The following is an 18,981-nucleotide window of genomic DNA, read 5'->3' on the forward strand; positions in this document are numbered from 1 at the left end:
GCCGGGGACGGCTGTCGAACGCGAGAGGCCCAGGACCCGTCGGGTCCTGGGCCTCTCGCGTTCGACGGTTCAGTCGCTCGCGGCGGCGTCCCGCTCCCGGGCCCGCAGCGACCGGGCGATCCCGTCGCGGCCCTCGGCGACCAGCCGGCGCAGCGGCGCCGGGTGGTCGGGGTCGGCCAGCCAGGTGTCGGCGGCCTGCACCGTGCGCAGCTCGACCACCGGCGGGAAGAGGTACTGCACCGCGTTCTTGGCGATCTCGCCGGGACGCCGGTCCCACAGCGGGCGGATGTCGGCGAAGTACCGCTCGACGTAGCCGGCCGTGAGCGACCGCTGGGCGGGGTGCCAGAAGCCCTGCAGCATCGCCTCGTGCACCGCGTTGGGGACGGTGTCGTCGTGGAACGCCCGCTGCCAGGTCTCCTCCTTGGCCGCCGCCGTCGGCCGCAGCGCCCGTGCGGTCGCGGCCCGCCGCTGCCCGGTCGCCGTGGCGTCGCGCGCTTCCTCGGCGGCGATCTCGGCGTCCCCGGCGGCACCGATGGCGACCAGGCCGTGCAGGAAGGCCCAGCGGGCGTCGGCGTCGACCGGCAGCCCCTCGACGACCCGGGAGCCGTCGAGCAGACCGCGCAGCACGGCGGCGTGCTCCTCGGTCCGGGCGGCGGCGGCGAAGGTGCGCGACCACTGCAGCTGCGTGTCACTGCCGGGCTCCGCCGCCTCGAGGGCGGCCAGGGCCTTGTCGGCCAGGGCCCGCCAGCCGGTCTCGGCCCAGCGGGGATCGGCGTAGTTGGCCAGCGCCGACTGCACCCGGGCCAGCAGCGACTGGACGACGCTGATCTCGGTCTCGGCGTCCACCCCGGCCAGCACCAGTGCCACCCAGTCGCGGGCCGGCAGCTCCGCGTCCCTGGTCATGTCCCAGGCCGCCGACCAGCACAGCGCGCGCGGCAGCGGGTCGGGGATGGTGCCGATCGCCTCCTGCAGGGTGGCCAGCGAGCGCTCGTCGAGCCGCAGCTTGGCGTACGTCAGGTCGTCGTCGTTGACCAGCACGAGGTCCGCCACGGGGTGGCCGGCGAGCTCGGGCACCTCGGTCAGCTCACCCTCGACGTCCAGCTCCACCCGGGTGCGCCGGGTCAGCCCCTCGGGCCCCCTGTCGTAGAGGCCCACGGCCAGCCGGTGCCGCCGCAGCACCGGGTGCTCGGGCACCGCCGTCTGCTGGATCGCGACGCGCGCGTACCGGCCGTCGTCGGAGAGCTCGAGGACCGGCCGCAGCGTGTTCACCTGGCTGGTCTCCAGCCACTGCCGCGCCCACTCGGTGAGGTCGCGGCCCGTGCTCTCCTCCAGGGGGCCGAGCAGGTCGGCCAGCGTGGTGTTGCCGTACTCGTGGGTGCGGAAGTAGCGGCGGATCCCGGCCAGGAACTGGTCGCGGCCGACGTAGGCCACCAGCTGCTTGAGCACCGAGGCGCCCTTGGCGTACGTGATGCCGTCGAAGTTCACCTCGACCGCGGCCACGTCGACCATGTCGGCGGCGATCGGGTGGGTCGAGGGCAGCTGGTCCTGCGCGTAGGCCCACGCCTTCTCGGTGTTGGCGAACGTCGTCCACGCGGTCGTGTACTCGGTGGCCTCGGCCTGGCACAGCGTGGAGATGTACGTGGCGAAGGACTCGTTGAGCCACAGGTCGTCCCACCAGCGCATGGTCACCAGGTCGCCGAACCACATGTGCGCCAGCTCGTGCAGCGCGGTCTCCGCGCGCCGCTCGTAGCGCGCCCGGGTGGCCTTTGACCGGAAGACGTAGTCCTCCAGGAAGGTCACCGCGCCGGCGTTCTCCATCGCCCCGGCGTTGAACTCCGGCACGAACAGCTGGTCGTACTTGTCGAACGGGTACGGGTAGTCGAAGACCCGGTGGTAGAAGTCGAAGCCCTGCTTGGTGACCCGGAACAGCTCCTCGGGGTCGAGGTACCGGGCCAGCGAGGCACGGCAGTACAGCCCCAGCGGGATGCCCTCGTGGGAGTCGGTCACCTTCGCGTAGGGGCCGGCGATCAGCGCGAGCAGGTAGGTCGACAGCCGCTTCGTCGGCCCGAAGTGCACCAGCTGGGAGCCGCCGGGGCCCGCCTCGACGGTGCGCTCGCCGGTGTTGGAGACGACCTGCCAGTCGAACGGCGCGGTGACGTGCACCGTGTAGCTGGCCTTCAGGTCGGGCTGGTCGAAGCAGGTGAACACCCGCTTGGCCTCGGCCGGCTCGAAGTGCGTGTAGAGGTAGACCTGCCCGTCCTCGGGGTCGACGAAGCGGTGCAGCCCCTCGCCGGAGTTGGAGTACCGGCAGTCGGCCTCGACGACGAGGGTGTTCTCGGCGGCCAGCCCGGGCAGCGGCAGGCCGCCCTCCTCGCTGTAGGCCGAGACGTCCAGCGGCTCGCCGTTCAGCGTGGCCGAGTGGACCTTCTCGGCGACCAGGTCGATGAAGGTGCCGGCCCCGGGCTCGCGGCAGGTGAACCGCACCGTCGTCGTCGACCCGAAGGTGTGCTCGCCGGCGTGCCCGGCGCCGTCGGTCAGGTCGAACTGGACGTCGTAGCTGTCGACCGCCAGCAGTCGGGCGCGGGCGGCGGCGTCATCGCGGGTCAGGTTGGGTACGGCCACGCAGGCGAGCTTCCCACGGCCCCCCGACACGCCCCCGACCTGGACCGGGAGGCCACCCGCCCGGGCGACCGCCCGGGCCACCGCCCGGGCGACCGCGGGGCACCGCGGGAACAACGCCTCCCCCGGCCGGCTTGGCACCCGGCAGAGACGACACCGGCGCACCGTCGCCGGGCAGGAACGACGCGAGGAGCAGAACGCATGACCGAGGCAGTGCAGAGCGCGCCGGTGAAGGCCCGCGTGGACTTCTGGTTCGACCCGCTGTGCCCGTGGGCGTGGCTGACCAGCCGCTGGGTGCTGGAGGCGGCGAAGGTCCGCGACATCGACCTGCACTGGCACGTCATGTCCCTGGCGGTGCTCAACCGCGGCCGGGACCTGCCGGAGGAGTACCAGCGCATGATGGAGAAGGCGATCGGCCCGGTGCGGGTCGCGATCGCCGCGGCGCAGCAGCACGGCGACGACGTCCTCGGCGACCTCTACACGGCCATGGGCACGCTGCGCCACCACGAGGGCCTCGAGCTCGACGAGTTGATCGCCCCCGCGCTGGAGCGGGTCGGCCTGCCGGCCTCGCTGGCCGAGGCCGCCACCTCCACCGAGTACGACGAGGCCCTCGAGAAGAGCCACCACGAGGGCATGGACCCGGTCGGTGACGACGTCGGCACCCCGGTCATGCACATCGACGGCGTGGCGTTCTTCGGTCCGGTCATCAGCAAGGTGCCCACCGGTGAGGACGCCGGCAAGGCATTCGACGGCGCCGTCCTGCTGGCCAACCTCCCCGACTTCTGGGAGCTCAAGCGGACCCGGCTCTCCGGGCCCGACATGGACTCCGTGCCGGCCGACGCGCTGGAGATCACCCGCCGCTGAGCGAAGGACCCCGCTGCCCCCGCCACTCGTGGGAGGACCCCGCCCTCCCCACCCTTCGCACGCTCAGGGTGGGGCCCGGGACGGGGCCAGGGCCCCTGCAGCGGGGCCGGGGGTGCGGCATCCTCAGCCGGTGCCGCACCCCGCCCGACAGCGCATCCTGATCACCGGCGCGAGCTCCGGCCTCGGCGAGGGCATGGCCCGCCGCTTAGCGGGGATGGGCCGTGACCTCGCGCTCGCCGCCCGCCGGTTCGACCGCCTCGAGGCCCTGCAGCGGGAGCTGCGCGCCGCCCGTCCCGGCATCCGGGTCGAGGTCGCGGCGATGGACGTCGATGATCCCGAGTCGGTCGCCACGGTCGTGCCGGCGCTGGCCGATCGGCTCGGCGGCCTGGACCGCGCGGTCGTCAACGCCGGCATCGGGAAGGGCGGCTCGGTCGGCACCGGGCACGCCGCGGCCAACCGCGCCGTCCTGCAGACCAACGTCCTCGGCTCGCACGCCCAGTGCGAGGCCGCGATGGAGCTCTTCCGCGCCCAGGGCGCCGGGCACCTCGTGCTCATCTCCTCGGTCGCCTCGATCCGCGGCATGCGCGGCACCCGCACCGCCTACGGCGCGAGCAAGGCTGCGCTCAACTCCCTCGCCGAGGGCATCCGTTCCGACGTCCACGGCACGCCGATCGTCGTCTCGACGATCCTGCCGGGCTACATCGCCACCGACATCAACGTCGGCCGCCGCGGCCCGTTCACCGTCGACCTCGACACCGGCGTCGACGCGCTCACCGCTGCCATCGAGCGCGAACCGGTGCGCGCCTACGTGCCCGGGTGGCCCTGGCGTCCGGTCGCCGGGTTGCTGCGGGTGCTGCCTCTGCCGGTGGTGCGCCGGGTGACCTGAAGAGAGGATCCCCTCCGCCTCTCGAGCCGGCCAGGGGGCAGGGGGTCCTCCTACCAGCAGATGCGCATCGGCCGGCCGCGGGCGTCGACCGCGCCGTCCCCGAGGCACTCCGCGGTGTCGTCGGCGATCCGCCGGGCCGACCAGGCTGCGGCACAGGCGTCGAGCGCGTCCACGGCCGGCACCCGCGGCGGGGCCTCCAGCAGGGCCGCGTCCACGTCCATGACCGTGCGGAGGGCGGCCAGTCGCCGCGCCATCCCACGTGCGGTCACCTTGGCATCCCGGAGCCCGGGGGCGAGCGCCCGGAAGGTCAGCTCGGGGTGCACCTCCACGACGTGGTCGGCCGGTGGCTCACCCAGGGCGTCGTCCAGCGACCGGATGGCCCTCACCAGCCGGAACGACTGCGCGGACGGGGCGCGCGGCGGGTCAGTCGCCGCGCGGGAGAGCGCCCGTGCCTCGGCGTAGTCGTCCGTGGCCAGGACCGCCCGGACCGGGGTGGGGAAGACGGAACTCGCGGCGCCGTACGGGCGGAGCCGATCGCGGGCCAGGTCGTCGCACACCCGCGGGCGGTCGTCCGGCAGCCCGATCGGCATGTCGATGCCGACCGCCTCGATGCCCGGCACGGCGAGGACAGCGGCTGCGTCGGGCAGCGCCAGCAGCTCCACCGTGCGGCCGTCCAGCCGGGCGCCGACCCAGGCGCCGCGCCAGCCGTCGACACCGAGCACCGCCATCCCGGCAGCCTGACAGACTCCCCGGCATGCGCGTCTTCGTCGGGACCGACCACGCCGGCCTGGAGTTCAAGGAGCACCTCAAGCAGGCGCTGGCCGACGCCGGCCACGAGCCGGTCGACTGCGGGGCGTTCGAGTACGACGCCCAGGACGACTACCCGCCGTTCTGCTTCGAGGTCGGGGAGCGGACGGTGACCGAGCCCGGCAGCCTCGGCGTGGTCATCGGCGGCTCCGGCAACGGCGAGCAGATCGCGGCCAACAAGGTGCCCGGGGTGCGCGCCGCGCTGGTGTGGAACCGGGAGACCGCCGAGCTGGCCCGCCAGCACAACGACGCCAACGTCGTCTCGATCGGCGCCCGTCAGCACAGCGTCGAGGAGGCCACCGAGCTGGTGCTGCACTTCCTCGCCACGCCGTTCAGCGGCGAGGAGCGGCACGTGCGCCGGATCGGCCTGATCACCGACTACGAGCGCGACCGACGCCGTCCTGCAGGTGGGCTCCCCACGCGCGAGGAGTCCGTCTAGAACTCGTCGGGGCACCACGGCGTCACCGGCCAGCGGAACGCCGTCCCGGCCTGGGTGACCGCACCCGGGCTGACCTCGGTGACCCGGCCGGCCGCCTGCAACGTCGCCAGCGACACCCCGCCGAGATAGGCCGCGCCCAGCGCCTCGACGTCGAGCACGAGGTCGGGGTCGGCGTCGGTCTCGGCGCAGAAGGCGCCGGCCGGGTGTCCGACGAGGGCCCAGCGGCCGTCGTTCCAGGGGCAGAACCGGTCACGCACCTCGAGCACCAGGTTGACCCGGGCCGGGTAGCGGCGGGCGGCCAGCGCGCGGCCGACGTCGACCAGCCGCACCCACAGCGCGTCGTACGGCTGCGCGCGCAGCGCCCGCGGCTCGGCCAGCAGGTGCCGCAGCGGGTCGTCCGGCGGGGCGCTCGGCGCCCGCATCGTGCGGACGAGGTCCAGCGACAGCAGGAACCGCCACAGCGCCGCGTACGCCGGCGTCGTCAGGGAGCGCACCTCCTCGACGACGACGGTGCCCTCGGGCTGACCGTCGTCGCTCCACGCCGACCGGACGCGGTAGGCGGCGTAGCCGGTGACCGCGCCGTCGGGCTCGACGTGCCGCAGGAAGCGCCGCTCGGACGCGCCGTGGCGCTGGGTGGGGTCGTCGTCCAGGCCCCGGTCCCACCAGTGGGCGTCGCGGGCGAGGTTGCCGGGCACGGATCGGCGCACCCGGTCGTGCAGGCCCACGGCGGCCGCGCGGAAGTCCTCGACGCCGACCTGCTCGACCCGCCCCGCGCCGAGGTCGACGTCCGGCCGCAGCACCAGCCGGGCGACATCGCCGGAGAGGTTGCCGCGCTCGGTGGCCGGCGCGTAGCCGAAGCGGCCGTAGATCGAGGACTCCGAGGCCCACAGCGCCGCGACCGGCTCGCGCCCCTGCTCGTGGATCTCGGTGAGCTGGCGCCGCATGACCGCGGTCAGCACGCCGCGCCGCCGGTGGCTGGGCGCGACGCTCACCCAGGTCACGGCGGCACACGGGACGACGCCGCCGGGCACGGTGAGCTCCCGGCTGTAGACGCCGGACGTGGCGACCACCCGGTCGCCCTCCCACAGCCCGAGGGAGCGGTCCAGCTCCGCGTGCGCGGGGACGGCGTCGACGAAGGACGCGGGCGGCTCCTCGGCGAACGCGGTGAACAGGGCCCGGCTGAACGACGGCCAGTCCTCGGGAGTGGCGGGGCGCAGCTGGTCGGCGAAGTCGGTCACCCGAGCTGTCTACCGGGAGCCTGCGACCTCGTGCGACCGGTTACCGGTCCAGGGCACGGAGGACGGCGTCGCGCACCGGACCGCGGTGGGCCGGGCCGTGCCCCGGCAGCACCACGTCGGCGTCCAGCCGCGCGAGGTCGGCCAGGGTCGCAACCGCCCGTTCCGTGTCGTGGTGGAAGAAGGCCGGCAGGAGCTGGGGACCGCGGCGGGCCGACGTCGGGTGGCCGGTCACCAGCGCATCCCCGGTCAGCACGACGCCGGCCCGCGGCAGGTGGAAGGCCGTGTGGCCCGACGTGTGGCCGTGGGTCGGGACGGGGACCGGGGCGCCCGGCAGGTCCAGCGCTCCACCGGCGGGGAAGGGGACGACCTCGGCCGCGCGCACGTCGCGCGTCCCCCCGCTGCGCAGGGCGCGCAGCGCCCAGGCGGCCACACGCGGGCGCCAGGCGTGCGCCAGGACCGTGGGGACCGACACCTGTTCCAGGTGCTCGCGCCGGGCGTGGGGCACCTCCACCGGGTCGGCGTAGGCGGGGGTGCCGTACCGGTCGTGCAGCCGGGCCACCGCACCGAGGTGGTCGGTGTGGGCGTGCGTGATCAGGACGGCACGGAGGTCCTCGGGTCGGTGGCCGGTCAGCCCGATGGAGGCCTCGACGTCGTCGGCGTCGCCGGGGTAGCCGGTGTCGACCAGGGTCAGGTCCCGGCCGTCCTGCAGCAGGTACCAGTTCACGAGGGTCCCGCGGACCCAGAAGACGGCCTCGGCCACCTGGACGACGTCACCCTGTCGCACACCCACGCCCACTCCTCCCGTCCGTCCCCCCGGCCGGCCGCGACGGTGCCGCGGGCAGCGGGGAGCCGTCAGCGGACCACCGTGGCGCCGGCGGTCAGGGTCCCGGGTGCCACCTCGGTGCGGCCGGCGTCCCGGACGACGACGTCCATCGCGGCCACCTCGTCCGGCCGGCCGCCCAGCACGACGACCCGCCCGTGGGGGATCCCGAACGCGGCCAGGGCGGCGTGCACGGCCTGCGCCGCCGCCTTGTGCCGCGACATCGACACGTTGGTGTTGAGGACTCGGACCTCGGGAGCGTCGTCGGGTTCCACCGTGGGTGACCTCCCGGTCAGTGGCGCAGGTAGGCGAGGGTCGCCATCACCCGGCGGTGCTGGTCCTCGTCCTGGGTCAGACCGAGCTTGGCGAAGATCCGCTGGGTGTGCTTCTCGACGGCGCCCTCGGTGACCACCAGCCGCCGGGCGATCGCGCCGTTCGAGTGGCCCTCGGCGATCAGGCCGAGCACCTCGCGCTCCCGCGGCGTCAGCCGGCGCACCGGGTCGTCGGCGCGGCGACGGGCGAAGAGCTGGGCGACCACCTGGGGGTCGAGCACGGTGCCGCCGGCGGTGACGCCGGCCAGCGCGGCCAGGAACGAGTCGAGGTCGGCGACGCGGTCCTTGAGCAGGTAGCCGACCCCGCCGCGGCCGTCGGCGAGCAGCTCGTCCGCGTAGGCCACCTCGACGTACTGGGAGAGCACGAGCACCGCCGTGCCGGGGACGGCGGCCCGGGCCTCCACCGCGGCCCGCAGCCCCTCGTCGGTGTGGGTGGGGGGCATCCGGACGTCGACCACGGCGACGTCGGGCCGGTGCTCGACCACCGCCCGCACCAGCCCGGGGCCGTCGCCGACGGCGGCGACGACCTCGCACCCCTCCTCCTCGACCAGCCGCACCAGCCCCTCCCGGAGCAGCACCGAGTCGTCGGCGATCACGACCCGCACGGCAGCTCCGCGACCAGCCGGGTGGGTCCGCCGGGCGGACTGTCGACGGTCAGGACGCCGTCCACCGCGCGCAGCCGGTCGGCGAGCCCCGCGAGGCCGTGTCCCGGCGCCGTCACCGCGCCGCCACGACCGTCGTCCTCGACGGTGACCCGGCAGGTCGTCGCGCCGCTGTGCTTGGCCACGTTCGCCAGCGCCTCGCTGACCACGAAGTACGCGGTGTGCTCCACGGCGGGGGCCAGCCGCTCCCGGGGCAGGTCCACGGCGAGCTCGACGGGCACCGGGGAGCGCGCCGCGACGGCGGCCAGCGCGGCAGCCAGGCCACGGTCGGCCAGCACCGGCGGCGCGATGCCCCGCGAGAGCGCGCGCAGCTCCTCCAGGGCCTCGTGCGCCAGGTCGACCGCCTCGCCCAGGGTCGCCCGGGCGGGGGTGGGGTCGCGGTCGAGCTGGCGCTGGGCCCGGGCGAGGTCCATCCCCAGCCGCACCAGGCGCTGCTGCGGCCCGTCGTGGATGTCGCGCTCCAGCCGGCGCAGCGCCACCGCCTCGGCGGCGACCGCGGCGTCCCGCCCCTCGGCCAGGCGGCCGAGCTCGGCCTGCGTGGCGGCGCGGGAGGTCAGCAGCACCCGCCCGAGGGTGGCCTGCAGCAGCGCCACCCCGCGGACGACGAACGGCAGCAGGACGGCGAAGACGGCGCCGATGAGCGTGTACAAGGCGATCCGCGACCACGCCGACGACTCGAACCCGAGCAGCTCGAGCAGGTCGGTGTCGTCCGGGTCGGTGGAGGCGTCGGGCAGCGCCCAGTCCCAGAGGCCGTAGGTCAGCCCGCTCAGGGTTCCCGCCCACCAGGTGACGGTGAGCACGAACGCCACCAGGGCGACCGGGAAGCGCAGCACGGCGTGCAGCGCGTCCAGCCAGCACTGGGGGTCGCGCAGCGGCGTGGTCAGCCGGCGGACCGCGCGCCCCTCCGCCCTCCGGTAGGCCGGGCGGGGCAGCGGGGTCCCGAGGACGCCGGGCAGCCAGGCCCGCTCGACGCCGGCGAACCCCCGGGCCGCCAGGAGCGTCGCGGCGAGGACGGCCACGCCCACCCACACGACCAGCAGCCCGGTGCCGGCCGCCAGGCCGGTGACCACGACGGCGAAGCCGACGACGGCCAGGGGGAAGGCGAGGAGTGCGTAGCCGGTGTCGATCCCGAGCTGCCGCAACCACCCGTGCGCTCGGGTCGGGGCGTGCGGTGTCGGGGCCACGGTCGGCAGGACGGCGGTGTCTGTGGTCATGCCGTCGAGCCTGGCCGGGACGGGCGGGAGGACCCAGCCTGCCAGCCGGTCGATCGGGTGTCGGGCTGACCCGACAGCGGGGTGCGGCTCATCTCGGTCGCGATGCTCCCGAGGGAGGATGTCGGCTGTCCAGGGCCGGTGCGTCGTTAGGGTCGCCGGAGGCCGGGCACGGCCACCGCCGTCGTGCTCCCGCGCGACCGTGTGCCCGGCCGGGGGGAGGGAGCCGTGCGCTCTCCGACGGTGCCGGTCGCCGTGACCGTGGTGTTGCTGGTCAGCGGCTGTGGCGCGGCCTCGGGCGACGAGGCCGAGCCGGCCGCTGGTGTGGCGACCTCCGCGCCCGACGCCCGCCTCACCCTCGTGGCCGACGAGGACCCCGTCGCCTCGGCCGCCTCCGCCAGCCGGGCGCTCTTCGACCGCGCGGAGGTCGTCGTCGTCGCCCGCGACGGCGACGACGCAGGCACGCTGCTGGGCGCCTCGGCCGCCACCGGCCTCGGCGTCCCGCTGCTGCTCGAGCCGGCCGGCGGCGGCACCGCCGACGCGCTGAGCGGCGAGCTGGAGCGCCTCGGCACCACGACGGTGCTCGCCGTCGGGGCCGCCGAGGGCGACGCCGGCGGCGACGGCGGATCCGAGGTGGTGGCCGTCCCCGCCGCCCCGGACGCCGTCGCCGAGGCCACCGGGCTGGAGCTGGGCGAGGCACAGCAGGTGGACGCCGCCGGCGCGGTCGCCGCGGTCGCCGACCTGGACCCCGAGCAGCCGGCCGCGCTCCAGCCCGCCGGCACGGGGCCGGCCGGCGGCGAGGCCGGGGACGGCGAGCTGCCCGCCGTCGAGCGCGCCGGGCCGCTCGAGGACACCGTCGTCGTGACCACCGGCGCCCCGGAGGCGCTGGCCGGCGTGGCGACCGCCCGGGCCGCCGGGGCGCGGGTGCAGCTGACCGACGGGGGCACCGACCCGCGCGGCTCGGCCGAGCTGGTGGAGCTGCTGGGCGAGCAGCAGCCGGGGACCGTGGTGGCGCTGGGCGCCGGCTTCGGCGCCGAGGAGGGGCTGGACTGGAAGCTCGAGACCGCCGCCACCGGTCGGCAGCTGCCCGGCGGCGGCCAGCTGCTCTTCCCGCAGCACTTCCTCGTGGCGCTGTACGGCAGCCCGGGCACCGGCGCGCTGGGCGTCCTGGGGGAGCAGGACCTGCCGGCCTCCATCGAGCGGGCGCGGGCCCACGCGGCCGACTACGAGCCGCTGGTGCCGGACGCCACCGTCGTCCCCGCCTTCGAGGTCATCGCCAGCGTCGCCTCCTCGGTGGCCGGGCCGGACGGCAACTACTCCACCGAGCTGCCGGTCGAGGAGCTGCGGCCCTGGGTCGAGGCGGCCGGCGAGGCGGGCATGTACGTGGTCGTCGACCTGCAGCCCGGGCGCACCGACTTCGTGACCCAGGCCGAGCGGTACCGCTCGCTGCTGGAGCTGCCGCACGTCGGGCTGGCGCTGGACCCGGAGTGGCGGCTGGGCCCGAACGAGGTGCACCTGAATCAGATCGGGTCGGTGTCGATCGACGAGGTCAACCGGGTCGTCACCTGGCTGGCCGACCTGACCCGGGCCGACGACCTGCCGCAGAAGCTCCTCCTGCTGCACCAGTTCCAGGTGCGGATGATCCCGGACCGCGACCGGCTGGACACCTCCCGCGACGAGTTGGCACTCATGGTGCACGCCGACGGCCAGGGCCCGCAGGGGTCGAAGCAGGAGACGTGGCGGACGCTGCGGCAGACCGAGCCGGACGAGGTCGCCTGGGGGTGGAAGAACTTCTACGACGAGGACCAGCCGATGCTCACCCCGGAGCAGACGGTCGCCGTCGAGCCGCGACCGAACCTGATCAGCTACCAGTAGCTCGTCCATCACCCGCTGCGACGGAGTATCACCTCTCGTGTGAGCATCGGTCGTGTACGACGAGCAGCGGGAGATCCGGCAGTTGCTCATCGACGACGCGCAGGCCGTCGGCGTGGTCGACCCCGCCGACTTCCCCGTCGAGAGCTGGGAGCTGGAGGTGGGCGGGACGCGGCTCGTCCCGTGAGGGAGGACCCCCGCAGGGGCCCCGTCCGCCCGGCCCGCCCGGGCGGACGGGGAGCGTCCTCCGCCGGGCGACGGGACCTCCCGTTCCGTCGGTGTCCTGTGGTGAGCTGTCGCGGCCCGCGCCCGAGGAGGACCCGTGACGACCGTGCTCACCGACGAACTGGACCCGCGGCTGCTCGAGCACCGCCGGGAGCTGACCGGCTACTGCTACCGCATGCTGGGGTCGGCCTTCGACGCCGACGACGCCGTGCAGGAGACGATGGTCCGCGCCTGGCGCGGCCTGGCCGACTTCGAGGGCCGCTCGGCGCTGCGCTCCTGGCTGTACCGGATCGCCACCAACGTCTGCCTCGACCACCTCTCCGGCCGACAGCGGCGGGCGCTGCCCATGGACCTCACCGGCTCCCCGTGGCAGCCGGTCGAGGCCTCGCTGGCCGTCCGCCGACCGGGGACGGCGTGGGTCGAGCCGGTGCTCGACCGGCAGGTCGTGGCCGAGGACGCCGACCCCGCCGAGCAGGCCGTGCAGCGGGAGTCGATCCGGCTGGCCTTCGTCTCCGCGCTGCAGCACCTGCCACCGCGCCAGCGGGCCGTGCTGCTGCTGCGCGAGGTGCTCCGCTGGCGGGCCGACGAGGTCGCCCAGCTGCTCGACACCACCGTCGCGTCGGTCAACAGCGCGCTGCAGCGGGCCCGCGCCACGATGGCCGAGGTCGGCGGCGAGGACGAGACCGAGCCGCTGGACGACGTCCAGCGCGCCCTGCTCGAGCGCTACGTCGACGCCTTCGAGCGCTACGACATCGAGGCCCTCGTCGGGCTGCTGCACGAGGACGCCACGCAGCACATGCCGCCGTTCGTGATGTGGCTGCGCGGCCGGGCCGACATCGGCACCTGGATGCTCGGCCCGGGCGCGAACTGCCGCGGCTCCCGGGTGCTGCCGACCCTCGCCAACGGGGCCCCGGCCTTCGCCCAGTACCGCCCCCGCGCCGGTGGCGGGCACGAGCCGTGGGCGCTGCACGTGCTCGAGGTGCGCGCCGGCCGCGTCGCGCACATCTCCAGCTTCCTCGACCTCGATAACGACCTGTTCCGGCGGCTCGGCCTGCCGGTCGAGCCGCCGGGGTGAACGAGGACCCCACCGGGGGCACCGCGACGGCTCACCGCGTGCCCGGGATCCGGTCGTCGACGGCCGCCCGGAGTCCACGGGGAGTGGTTCCGCTCGACGGCACCCGGCTGCGGACGGGCACCTTCGACCAGGCCGCCAGGTGGGGGAGTAGAACACCCACGCCGAGGCCGGCGCGCCGTACCGGGCGACCGTGGTGCGCCGACCCCGGTCAGCCGGCTGCTGCCCGGGCCACGCCCGCGTACAGCTGCGTCATCCGGTCGACCAGCCGCTCGTGCGAGCGGCCGGCGGCCAGCCGGCGACCGCGGGCGCCCAGCCGCCGGGCCGCCTCCGGGTCGAGCAGCAGTGACACCAGTGCACGGGCCAGGTCCTCGGCCTCGCCCGGGCGCACCAGCAGCCCGCTGCCGCCGTCCTCGATCAGGTCGGGCAGCCCGCCCACCCGACTGGCGACCACCGGCACGCCCGCGGCCATGGCCTCGCAGACCACCAACGGGGAGCCGTCGGACCGGGAGGGCACGGCGAGCACGTCGAGGCCGGCGAGCAGGCGCGGCGCGTCGGAGCGGTACCCGGTGAAGGTGACCGCGTCGGCGAGCCCCAGCACCGCCGCGCGGTGCTCGAGGTCCGGCCGCAGCGGCCCGTCGCCGACCACGAGGAACCGGGCCTGCGGAACGACGGCCGACGCCAGCGTGGCGGCCCGCAGGAAGACGTCGACGCCCTTCTCCGGGACCAGCCGGCCCACCACCCCGACCACCGGCCGTCCCGGGTCCGCGGACCGGCTCGCCACGACGGGCGGTGCGGCCGTCGTCGGCAGGAGCACCTCCACCCGCTCGGGTGCGACCCCGTAGCCGGTCACCAGCAGGTCCCGGATCGCCGAGGAGACGGCGACCACCAGGTCGGCGTCCCGGTAGACCAGGCCGCTCACCGCGCGCGCCCGGCCGTCCCGCCAGGGCCCCTCCGTGTGTTCGGTGACCACCAGCGGCACCGACCGGTCGCGGACGGCGTGCACGGCGGCGGCCGCGCTGGCGAACAGGTGGGCGTGCACGACGGCCGGCCGCAGGTCCGCGACCAGCTGCGTGAGCGCGCGCTCGTACCGGCCGCTGACCCGTCGCTTGACCAGCTCGTCGAGCAGGACGGTGACCGGCACCCCGGCGTCGGCGAGGGCCGCGGCGCGGATCCCGCCCACCGAGCAGGCCACGTGCACCGGCCACCCACGCCGGCGCAGCGCCACGGCGAGGTCGACGACGTAGCGCTCGGCGCCGCCGCCGTCGAGGGAGTCGACGACCAGGAGCACCGACAGCGGCCGAGGGGTGCCGGCGCTGGGTGCGGGGGCGGGGGGGCGCAGCCGGGAGCCGGTCATGGGGCGCTCCGGGGGACGGCGGGGCCCGCGGGCTCAGGCGCCGCCGACCATAACCGCTCGGCGCTGTCCCGGACCCCCGGCCGGGCGCCGTCCCGGTCGCGCCGCGGCGTGCGCGAGGCTGGGGTCCCGGTCCGCGACCAGGCCATCCGTCCCGACGGCACGACGCAGGGAGACCCCGATGCCCACCACCCCGCCCGCCGTCGTCGACCGCGCCGGCCGGCGCTATCCCCTGGACGAGCCGCGCTGGTGCGGCGACGACGGGTCACCGCTCGTGGTCGAGCCGCTGCCCGGCATCACCCGGGACGCGATCGACGCGATGGTGCCGTCGCAGTGGCGGTACCGGGCGGCGCTGCCGCTGCCCGACCTGCCACCGGTCACCCTCGGCGAGGGCCGGACGCCGCTGCTGCCGCGACGGCTCGCCGGGCTGGACGTCGCGGTCAAGGTCGAGGCGGTCAACCCCACCGCGAGCTTCAAGGACCGCGGGGTCTCCGTGATGGTCAGCGCCCTGCGCGCCCAGGGCGTGACCGCGCTGCTCGAGGACTCCAGCGGCAACGGCGGGTCCTCGGTGGCCGCCTACAGCGCGGCGGCCGGCATCGACGCGCTCATCCTCGCCCCGGCGTCGACGTCGCCGGCCAAGGTCCTGCAGAGCCGCCTGCACGGCGCCACGGTCGAGCTGGTCCCGGGGAGCCGGCAGGACACCGCCGACGAGGCCGTCCGCCGGTCGCAGGAGCGCTTCTACGCCAGCCACAACTGGCACCCGATGTTCCTCCAGGGCACCAAGCTCATCGCCTACGAGATCTGGGAGGACCTCGGCTTCACCGCGCCCGACGCCGTCGTCCTCCCGGCCGGTGCGGGGAGCCTCGTGCTCGGCTGCGCGACCGGGTTCGCCGAGCTGCAGCGGGCCGGTGAGATCACCCATGTGCCCCGGATCCTGGTCTCCCAGCCCGCCCGGTGCAGCCCGCTGGTCGAGGCGCTGGCGGCCGGTCGCGACACCGTCGAGCCGCGCACCTGGGAGCCGACGATCGCCGAGGGCACCGCCATCGCCCGGCCGGTCCGCGACCGTGAGGTGCTCGCGGCCATCCGGGACAGTGGCGGGTCGGCCACCGCGGTCCGGGAGGAGGACCTGCGCGCCGCGACCCTGGCGCTCGCCGCGACCGGCCTGTACGTCGAGCCGACCTGCGGTCAGGTCGTCCCCGCGCTCGAGCAGTTCGCACGGGAGGGCCACGTGTCGGCCGGCGACCGCGTCGTCCTGGTCCTCACCGGCTCCGGCCTGAAGGCCGGCGACGCGATGGCGCGGCTGCTGGCCGATCAGCAGGAGGCCGGGTCCGCGTAGTCGGGGGAGCTGCGGCTGGTCGGCCGGACGCGCGCAGACCTGGTCTCCCAGGGCGCCGAGGACCGGGCTGGACAGGACCTTGACCGCGGTGGTGAAGGCGCCGATGCCCAGGCGGGGCCTGGGATTGCGCAGGCGCACCGCCAGGGGGCGCTGGAACGGGACGCCCGGTCGTCGGCCTGATAGCGCAGTCTTCTGCCGCCAGCGCGACCGGGTCCGGGCACGCTGCCGCAGACCTACCGTGGGCGCATGCACGCACCGATCACCGGCACGGCCGCCGGCGTGCCGTTCACCGCGTTGCCGCCGGCCGACGACGGTCCCGCGCCGCTGATCGTCACCTGGCACATGCTGGACGCGCCGAGGTCGAACGCCGCGTTCGCCGCCGCATTGCCGATGACCGACCTGCCCGCGTGGCGGGTGCATCTGGGCATGCCGATGTGCGGTGCGCGCATGGTCGACGGGAGCACGGACGCCATCGCGGAGCTGATCCGCACGGACCCCCTGATGTCCTACCTGTATCCGTTCGTCCGACAGGCGACCGAGGAGTTCCCGGCCGCGCTGGCGTCGATCCGTGCCCAGCTGCCGGTCGATGACGGCCCCATCGGCGTGCTCGGCGGCTCGCTGGGCGGTGCCGTCGCGCTGCGGATCCTGGCCGACACCGAGATACCCGTCTTCGCCGGCGCGGTCGTCAACGGCGCCATCCGGATGCGGTCGGTCGTCGAGTTGTTCCCAGGCGACTACCCGTATGACGCCGAGTCGGAGAAGGCCGTCGACAGCCTGGACTTCGTCGCCAGGGCGGGCGTCATCGCCGGTCGCGCGCCGCTGCTGGTGGTCAGCGGCGAGCTGGACCACCCGGCGCTGCGTGCCGACGCGCTCCGCCTGGTCGACGCCCTGGGCGAGGGCGCCGAACTGCTGTCGATCCCTGGGTTGGCGCATCCGCTCGCCGACGAGCCCGGCATCGAGCCCGCGCCGCAGCTGCCGCTGGCCCGCGAGGTGGACGCGGGCCTGACCACGTGGTTCCGACGCCACCTCGCCGATGTGCGCTAGCTGGTACCGCCATGTGAGGACGAGCCGAAGATCATGTACCCGGCCGCCGGCGTCCCGGTGCTACAGCTGAGCCTGCCGACCGAGGACCCCGACCGGCTGCTGGCCCTTGGCGAGCGGCTGTGGCCGCTGCCCGAGCAGGGCGTGCTCGTCGTCGGCTCAGGCCGTATGCCCCACGCCTGCCCTCCTCACCAGAAGCTGTGGCGTACGGCGGGAAGATGACAGACAACCGCCCGTTCCCCGCCATGTGCACCGGTGGCCGGGCGGGTGCGCCGGAGCGGCCCGCTGGGGGTGGCTCGCCGCTGTCAGCCCCGGCCGAACAGCAGGCCACCGACGAGGAACAGTGGCAGCGACACGAACAGGAAGACCCCCAGGGCGGTCAGTCCTTCGCCGCTGGCGGGCTCCTCGAAATCCGGTCCCATGCCGAGGAAGGCTCGGGTCTCGAGGGTGGTGGCCCGGGAGAGCGCAGTGCCGCCTGTGAGGCTGAGGAGGCCGGCGAGGACCATCAACGCGATCCCGGCCTTCGACCGGAACCCGCCGCCCTGCACGGCGGACCACAGCCCCGCAGCGACGAGTCCCGCCGCGGCCGAGAAGACCAGCATGACCAGCGCTTGCCGAAGTCCCCGTACGACATCCCCCATCGGACAAGCCTCCCAGTTCCTCGTCGTGTGACTCGACGGCTCGGGGTGAACGTCAGCCGTTCCCGTCGCCGGTGACTCCGGCCGGCAGTGCCTGCACGGCTCGGCCGCCGGCGAGCCCGGTGACGAACACCGTCGCGCCGGTGAGGACCAGCTCGGTGGCGACGACCGCCTGGAAGCAGGCCGGCTCGCCGAACGCCAGCTGGTTGGCCAGGGCAGGCAGCACGGCAAGCCCCAGGGCGGCCACGCCCAACCGTGCGGCCGGCGTGGCGGACCGTCGGGTGAGCACGACCACCCCCGCGGCCACCACGGCCACCGCCCACGGGCCGGTCGGCTGGGTCAGAGCCACCAGCCAGGCGCTCGGCTGGTCCGGCTGCCCGCTGGCGGCCCACCACGCGACAGCGGTGCCCGGTAGCAGGACCGTGCCCAGCGCCGCCAGGCCGACCAGCCACCGGAGCCTGCGGGGCACCGGCTGCGCGGGCACGAGCCCGGCGGCGAGCAGCGGAACCGCCATCGTCGCCAGCCAGAGCGCGGCCGACACGATCGACGGCCCGGAGGCCTGCACCAGCGTCACCAGCACCTCGCCGAGGAGGATGCCGACGGCGAGTGGCCGGGCGACCTGCACTCCGCCGAACAGGCACACCGCCAGCGCGACGATGAGCACGTCCAGGGCGCGGACGAGCGCATCCCCCGGGCCGAACGAGAACGGCGCAGTCAGTGCCGGGGCGGGGACACCGGGCAGCAGGCCGTACCACCAGGCCGTCACGGCCAGCCCGAGCAGAGCCTGGGCCGCCAGCGCGGCACTGCCGATCAGGGCCACGAGCCGCAACGTCTGCCCGGCCACCACCGCACGCACCGTCGCCCCCGGGGCCCCCAGCCGCAGCCGCAGCGCCAGGCGCCAGACGTCCACGCGGTCGGCCAGCGTCGGGCTGCCGAACTCGGCGTACTCCGGGTCATTCGCGGTGCTCGCCGTCAGGTAGGTCGCGACCATGTCATCGGTCCAGCGGGACCGGGCGGGCTCGGGCAGCAGGCGCAACAGCCGCCGGTACCGCACCTCCAGCAGGTTGGCCTCCAGGCTCATGCCGGGCGCACCGCCAGCCGGCCCCGGGCTGCGCGGGCGTTGGCCTCCTGCCGCGCCACCTCGGCCACCAGCGCGTGCCGCCCCGTGTCGGTGAGCCCCGCGAACAACGACGGCCGGCCCGTCGCACGAGTAGGTCCACGGCCCGATACCGCGCGAGCGGACTGCCTGAGCAAGCACTCCACGGCGCCCGACCCGCTCGGGGGTGGGCGGGTCCGGCACGGCTGCTCAAGGGCAGTTTCCGTGACCCGGCTGCAGGACCTGCGCCACACCCACGTGGCGCTGCTCCTCTGAGGGTGTGCCGTGCACACCCACCCCTGCCGTCGGGGGTCATCCCCGAGGCGGGACGCCTCGGCGGGGTCCCGCGTCCGCGGCCTCCGCAGCCGCTGGGTCCAGCGGCGCGACGTGGGAAGGAGGTCGACCGGCCCGACCAGGCGGTGCTCCCCACGGCCGGTGACAGCGACGCGACCAACAGCCTCCCGACCGC

Annotated in this window: 18 protein-coding genes; 8 read left to right on the forward strand and 10 right to left on the reverse strand. The window is 75.4% G+C overall.

The features are described from left to right. Positions 1-69: 69 nt before the first annotated feature. Positions 70-2,622 carry an aminopeptidase N gene (pepN, locus tag ACU610_RS00545; RefSeq protein ID WP_446765782.1) on the reverse strand — a complete coding sequence of 851 codons (2,553 nt, stop codon included), beginning with the start codon at positions 2,620-2,622 and terminating at the stop codon, positions 70-72. Between the two features lie 198 nt (positions 2,623-2,820). Between pepN and ACU610_RS00550 the strand changes: the two genes are divergently transcribed. Together ACU610_RS00550 and ACU610_RS00555 are read left to right on the forward strand one after the other, a co-directional pair. Next, entirely contained in the window at positions 2,821-3,483 is a 663-nt protein-coding gene (locus tag ACU610_RS00550; RefSeq protein ID WP_446765783.1) for a mycothiol-dependent nitroreductase Rv2466c family protein, read from the forward strand. A gap of 130 nt (positions 3,484-3,613) precedes the next feature. Continuing rightward, positions 3,614-4,369 carry an SDR family oxidoreductase gene (locus tag ACU610_RS00555; protein WP_446765784.1) on the forward strand — a complete coding sequence of 252 codons (756 nt, stop codon included), beginning with the start codon at positions 3,614-3,616 and terminating at the stop codon, positions 4,367-4,369. A gap of 50 nt (positions 4,370-4,419) precedes the next feature. On the opposite strand, the gene ACU610_RS00560 is transcribed toward ACU610_RS00555, so the two are convergent. Then, a complete protein-coding gene (locus ACU610_RS00560; RefSeq protein WP_446765785.1) occupies positions 4,420-5,097 on the reverse strand; it encodes a DUF429 domain-containing protein in 678 nt (225 codons plus the stop codon). A gap of 26 nt (positions 5,098-5,123) precedes the next feature. Here ACU610_RS00560 and ACU610_RS00565 point away from each other — a divergent pair, with 26 nt between their 5' ends. Further along, complete coding sequence (locus ACU610_RS00565) at positions 5,124-5,615, forward strand: ribose-5-phosphate isomerase (RefSeq protein WP_446765786.1); 492 nt, start codon at positions 5,124-5,126, stop codon at positions 5,613-5,615. Here the strand turns inward: ACU610_RS00565 and ACU610_RS00570 are convergent. The 5 genes from ACU610_RS00570 to ACU610_RS00590 form a co-directional block, all read right to left on the reverse strand. Beyond that, on the reverse strand, positions 5,612-6,853 hold the full coding sequence (locus tag ACU610_RS00570; protein ID WP_446765787.1) for a GNAT family N-acetyltransferase: 1,242 nt from the start codon (positions 6,851-6,853) through the stop codon (positions 5,612-5,614). The two genes, ACU610_RS00565 and ACU610_RS00570, sit on opposite strands and share 4 nt — an antisense overlap. Before the next feature lie 40 nt (positions 6,854-6,893). Next, positions 6,894-7,643: an MBL fold metallo-hydrolase gene (locus ACU610_RS00575; protein ID WP_446765788.1), complete on the reverse strand. Its 750-nt coding sequence runs from the start codon at positions 7,641-7,643 to the stop codon at positions 6,894-6,896. A gap of 62 nt (positions 7,644-7,705) precedes the next feature. Beyond that, on the reverse strand, positions 7,706-7,948 hold the full coding sequence (locus ACU610_RS00580; RefSeq protein WP_446765789.1) for a hypothetical protein: 243 nt from the start codon (positions 7,946-7,948) through the stop codon (positions 7,706-7,708). A gap of 17 nt (positions 7,949-7,965) precedes the next feature. Beyond that, positions 7,966-8,610: a response regulator gene (locus ACU610_RS00585; protein WP_446765790.1), complete on the reverse strand. Its 645-nt coding sequence runs from the start codon at positions 8,608-8,610 to the stop codon at positions 7,966-7,968. Continuing rightward, entirely contained in the window at positions 8,598-9,881 is a 1,284-nt protein-coding gene (locus ACU610_RS00590) for a sensor histidine kinase (RefSeq protein ID WP_446765791.1), read from the reverse strand. The genes ACU610_RS00585 and ACU610_RS00590 overlap by 13 nt, the downstream gene beginning before the upstream one ends. Before the next feature lie 225 nt (positions 9,882-10,106). On the opposite strand from ACU610_RS00590, the gene ACU610_RS00595 reads away from it, so the two are divergent. The 3 genes from ACU610_RS00595 to ACU610_RS00605 all read left to right on the forward strand — a co-directional run bounded on the left by ACU610_RS00595 (position 10,107) and on the right by ACU610_RS00605 (position 13,050). Further along, the gene (locus ACU610_RS00595) at positions 10,107-11,753 is read left to right on the forward strand and encodes a hypothetical protein (RefSeq protein WP_446765792.1); all 1,647 of its coding nucleotides are present in this window, start codon (positions 10,107-10,109) and stop codon (positions 11,751-11,753) included. A 52-nt stretch (positions 11,754-11,805) separates the two neighbouring features. Continuing rightward, entirely contained in the window at positions 11,806-11,937 is a 132-nt protein-coding gene (locus ACU610_RS00600) for a hypothetical protein (RefSeq protein WP_446765793.1), read from the forward strand. A gap of 135 nt (positions 11,938-12,072) precedes the next feature. After that, positions 12,073-13,050, forward strand: a complete 978-nt coding sequence (locus ACU610_RS00605) for a sigma-70 family RNA polymerase sigma factor (protein WP_446765794.1) — start codon at positions 12,073-12,075, stop codon at positions 13,048-13,050. 208 nt (positions 13,051-13,258) lie between these two features. Here the strand turns inward: ACU610_RS00605 and ACU610_RS00610 are convergent, their stop codons facing one another. Further along, the gene (locus ACU610_RS00610) at positions 13,259-14,404 is read right to left on the reverse strand and encodes a glycosyltransferase (protein ID WP_446765795.1); all 1,146 of its coding nucleotides are present in this window, start codon (positions 14,402-14,404) and stop codon (positions 13,259-13,261) included. 178 nt (positions 14,405-14,582) lie between these two features. Here ACU610_RS00610 and ACU610_RS00615 point away from each other — a divergent pair, with 178 nt between their 5' ends. Together ACU610_RS00615 and ACU610_RS00620 are read left to right on the forward strand one after the other, a co-directional pair. Further along, positions 14,583-15,737 (forward strand): threonine synthase, encoded by a 1,155-nt coding sequence (locus tag ACU610_RS00615; RefSeq protein WP_446765796.1) that lies wholly within the window; start codon positions 14,583-14,585, stop codon positions 15,735-15,737. Positions 15,738-15,983: 246 nt separating this feature from the next. Beyond that, positions 15,984-16,781: an alpha/beta hydrolase family protein gene (locus ACU610_RS00620; protein ID WP_446765797.1), complete on the forward strand. Its 798-nt coding sequence runs from the start codon at positions 15,984-15,986 to the stop codon at positions 16,779-16,781. A 302-nt stretch (positions 16,782-17,083) separates the two neighbouring features. Here the strand turns inward: ACU610_RS00620 and ACU610_RS00625 are convergent, their stop codons facing one another. Beyond that, positions 17,084-17,380, reverse strand: a complete 297-nt coding sequence (locus ACU610_RS00625) for a hypothetical protein (protein WP_446765798.1) — start codon at positions 17,378-17,380, stop codon at positions 17,084-17,086. A gap of 91 nt (positions 17,381-17,471) precedes the next feature. Continuing rightward, a complete protein-coding gene (locus ACU610_RS00630) occupies positions 17,472-18,497 on the reverse strand; it encodes a hypothetical protein (RefSeq protein ID WP_446765799.1) in 1,026 nt (341 codons plus the stop codon). Positions 18,498-18,981: the final 484 nt, after the last annotated feature.

This window comes from Geodermatophilus sp. URMC 61 (assembly GCF_052931555.1).

Coding starts and splice junctions, on each gene's coding strand:
- ACU610_RS00590 (WP_446765791.1), bottom strand. CDS start 9,881: ATGACCACAGACACCGCCGTCCTGCCGACCGTGGCCCCGACACCGCAC.
- ACU610_RS00560 (WP_446765785.1), bottom strand. CDS start 5,097: ATGGCGGTGCTCGGTGTCGACGGCTGGCGCGGCGCCTGGGTCGGCGCC.
- ACU610_RS00610 (WP_446765795.1), bottom strand. CDS start 14,404: ATGACCGGCTCCCGGCTGCGCCCCCCCGCCCCCGCACCCAGCGCCGGC.
- ACU610_RS00565 (WP_446765786.1), top strand. CDS start 5,124: ATGCGCGTCTTCGTCGGGACCGACCACGCCGGCCTGGAGTTCAAGGAG.
- ACU610_RS00625 (WP_446765798.1), bottom strand. CDS start 17,380: ATGCTGGTCTTCTCGGCCGCGGCGGGACTCGTCGCTGCGGGGCTGTGG.
- ACU610_RS00615 (WP_446765796.1), top strand. CDS start 14,583: ATGCCCACCACCCCGCCCGCCGTCGTCGACCGCGCCGGCCGGCGCTAT.
- ACU610_RS00630 (WP_446765799.1), bottom strand. CDS start 18,497: ATGAGCCTGGAGGCCAACCTGCTGGAGGTGCGGTACCGGCGGCTGTTG.
- ACU610_RS00620 (WP_446765797.1), top strand. CDS start 15,984: ATGCACGCACCGATCACCGGCACGGCCGCCGGCGTGCCGTTCACCGCG.
- ACU610_RS00550 (WP_446765783.1), top strand. CDS start 2,821: ATGACCGAGGCAGTGCAGAGCGCGCCGGTGAAGGCCCGCGTGGACTTC.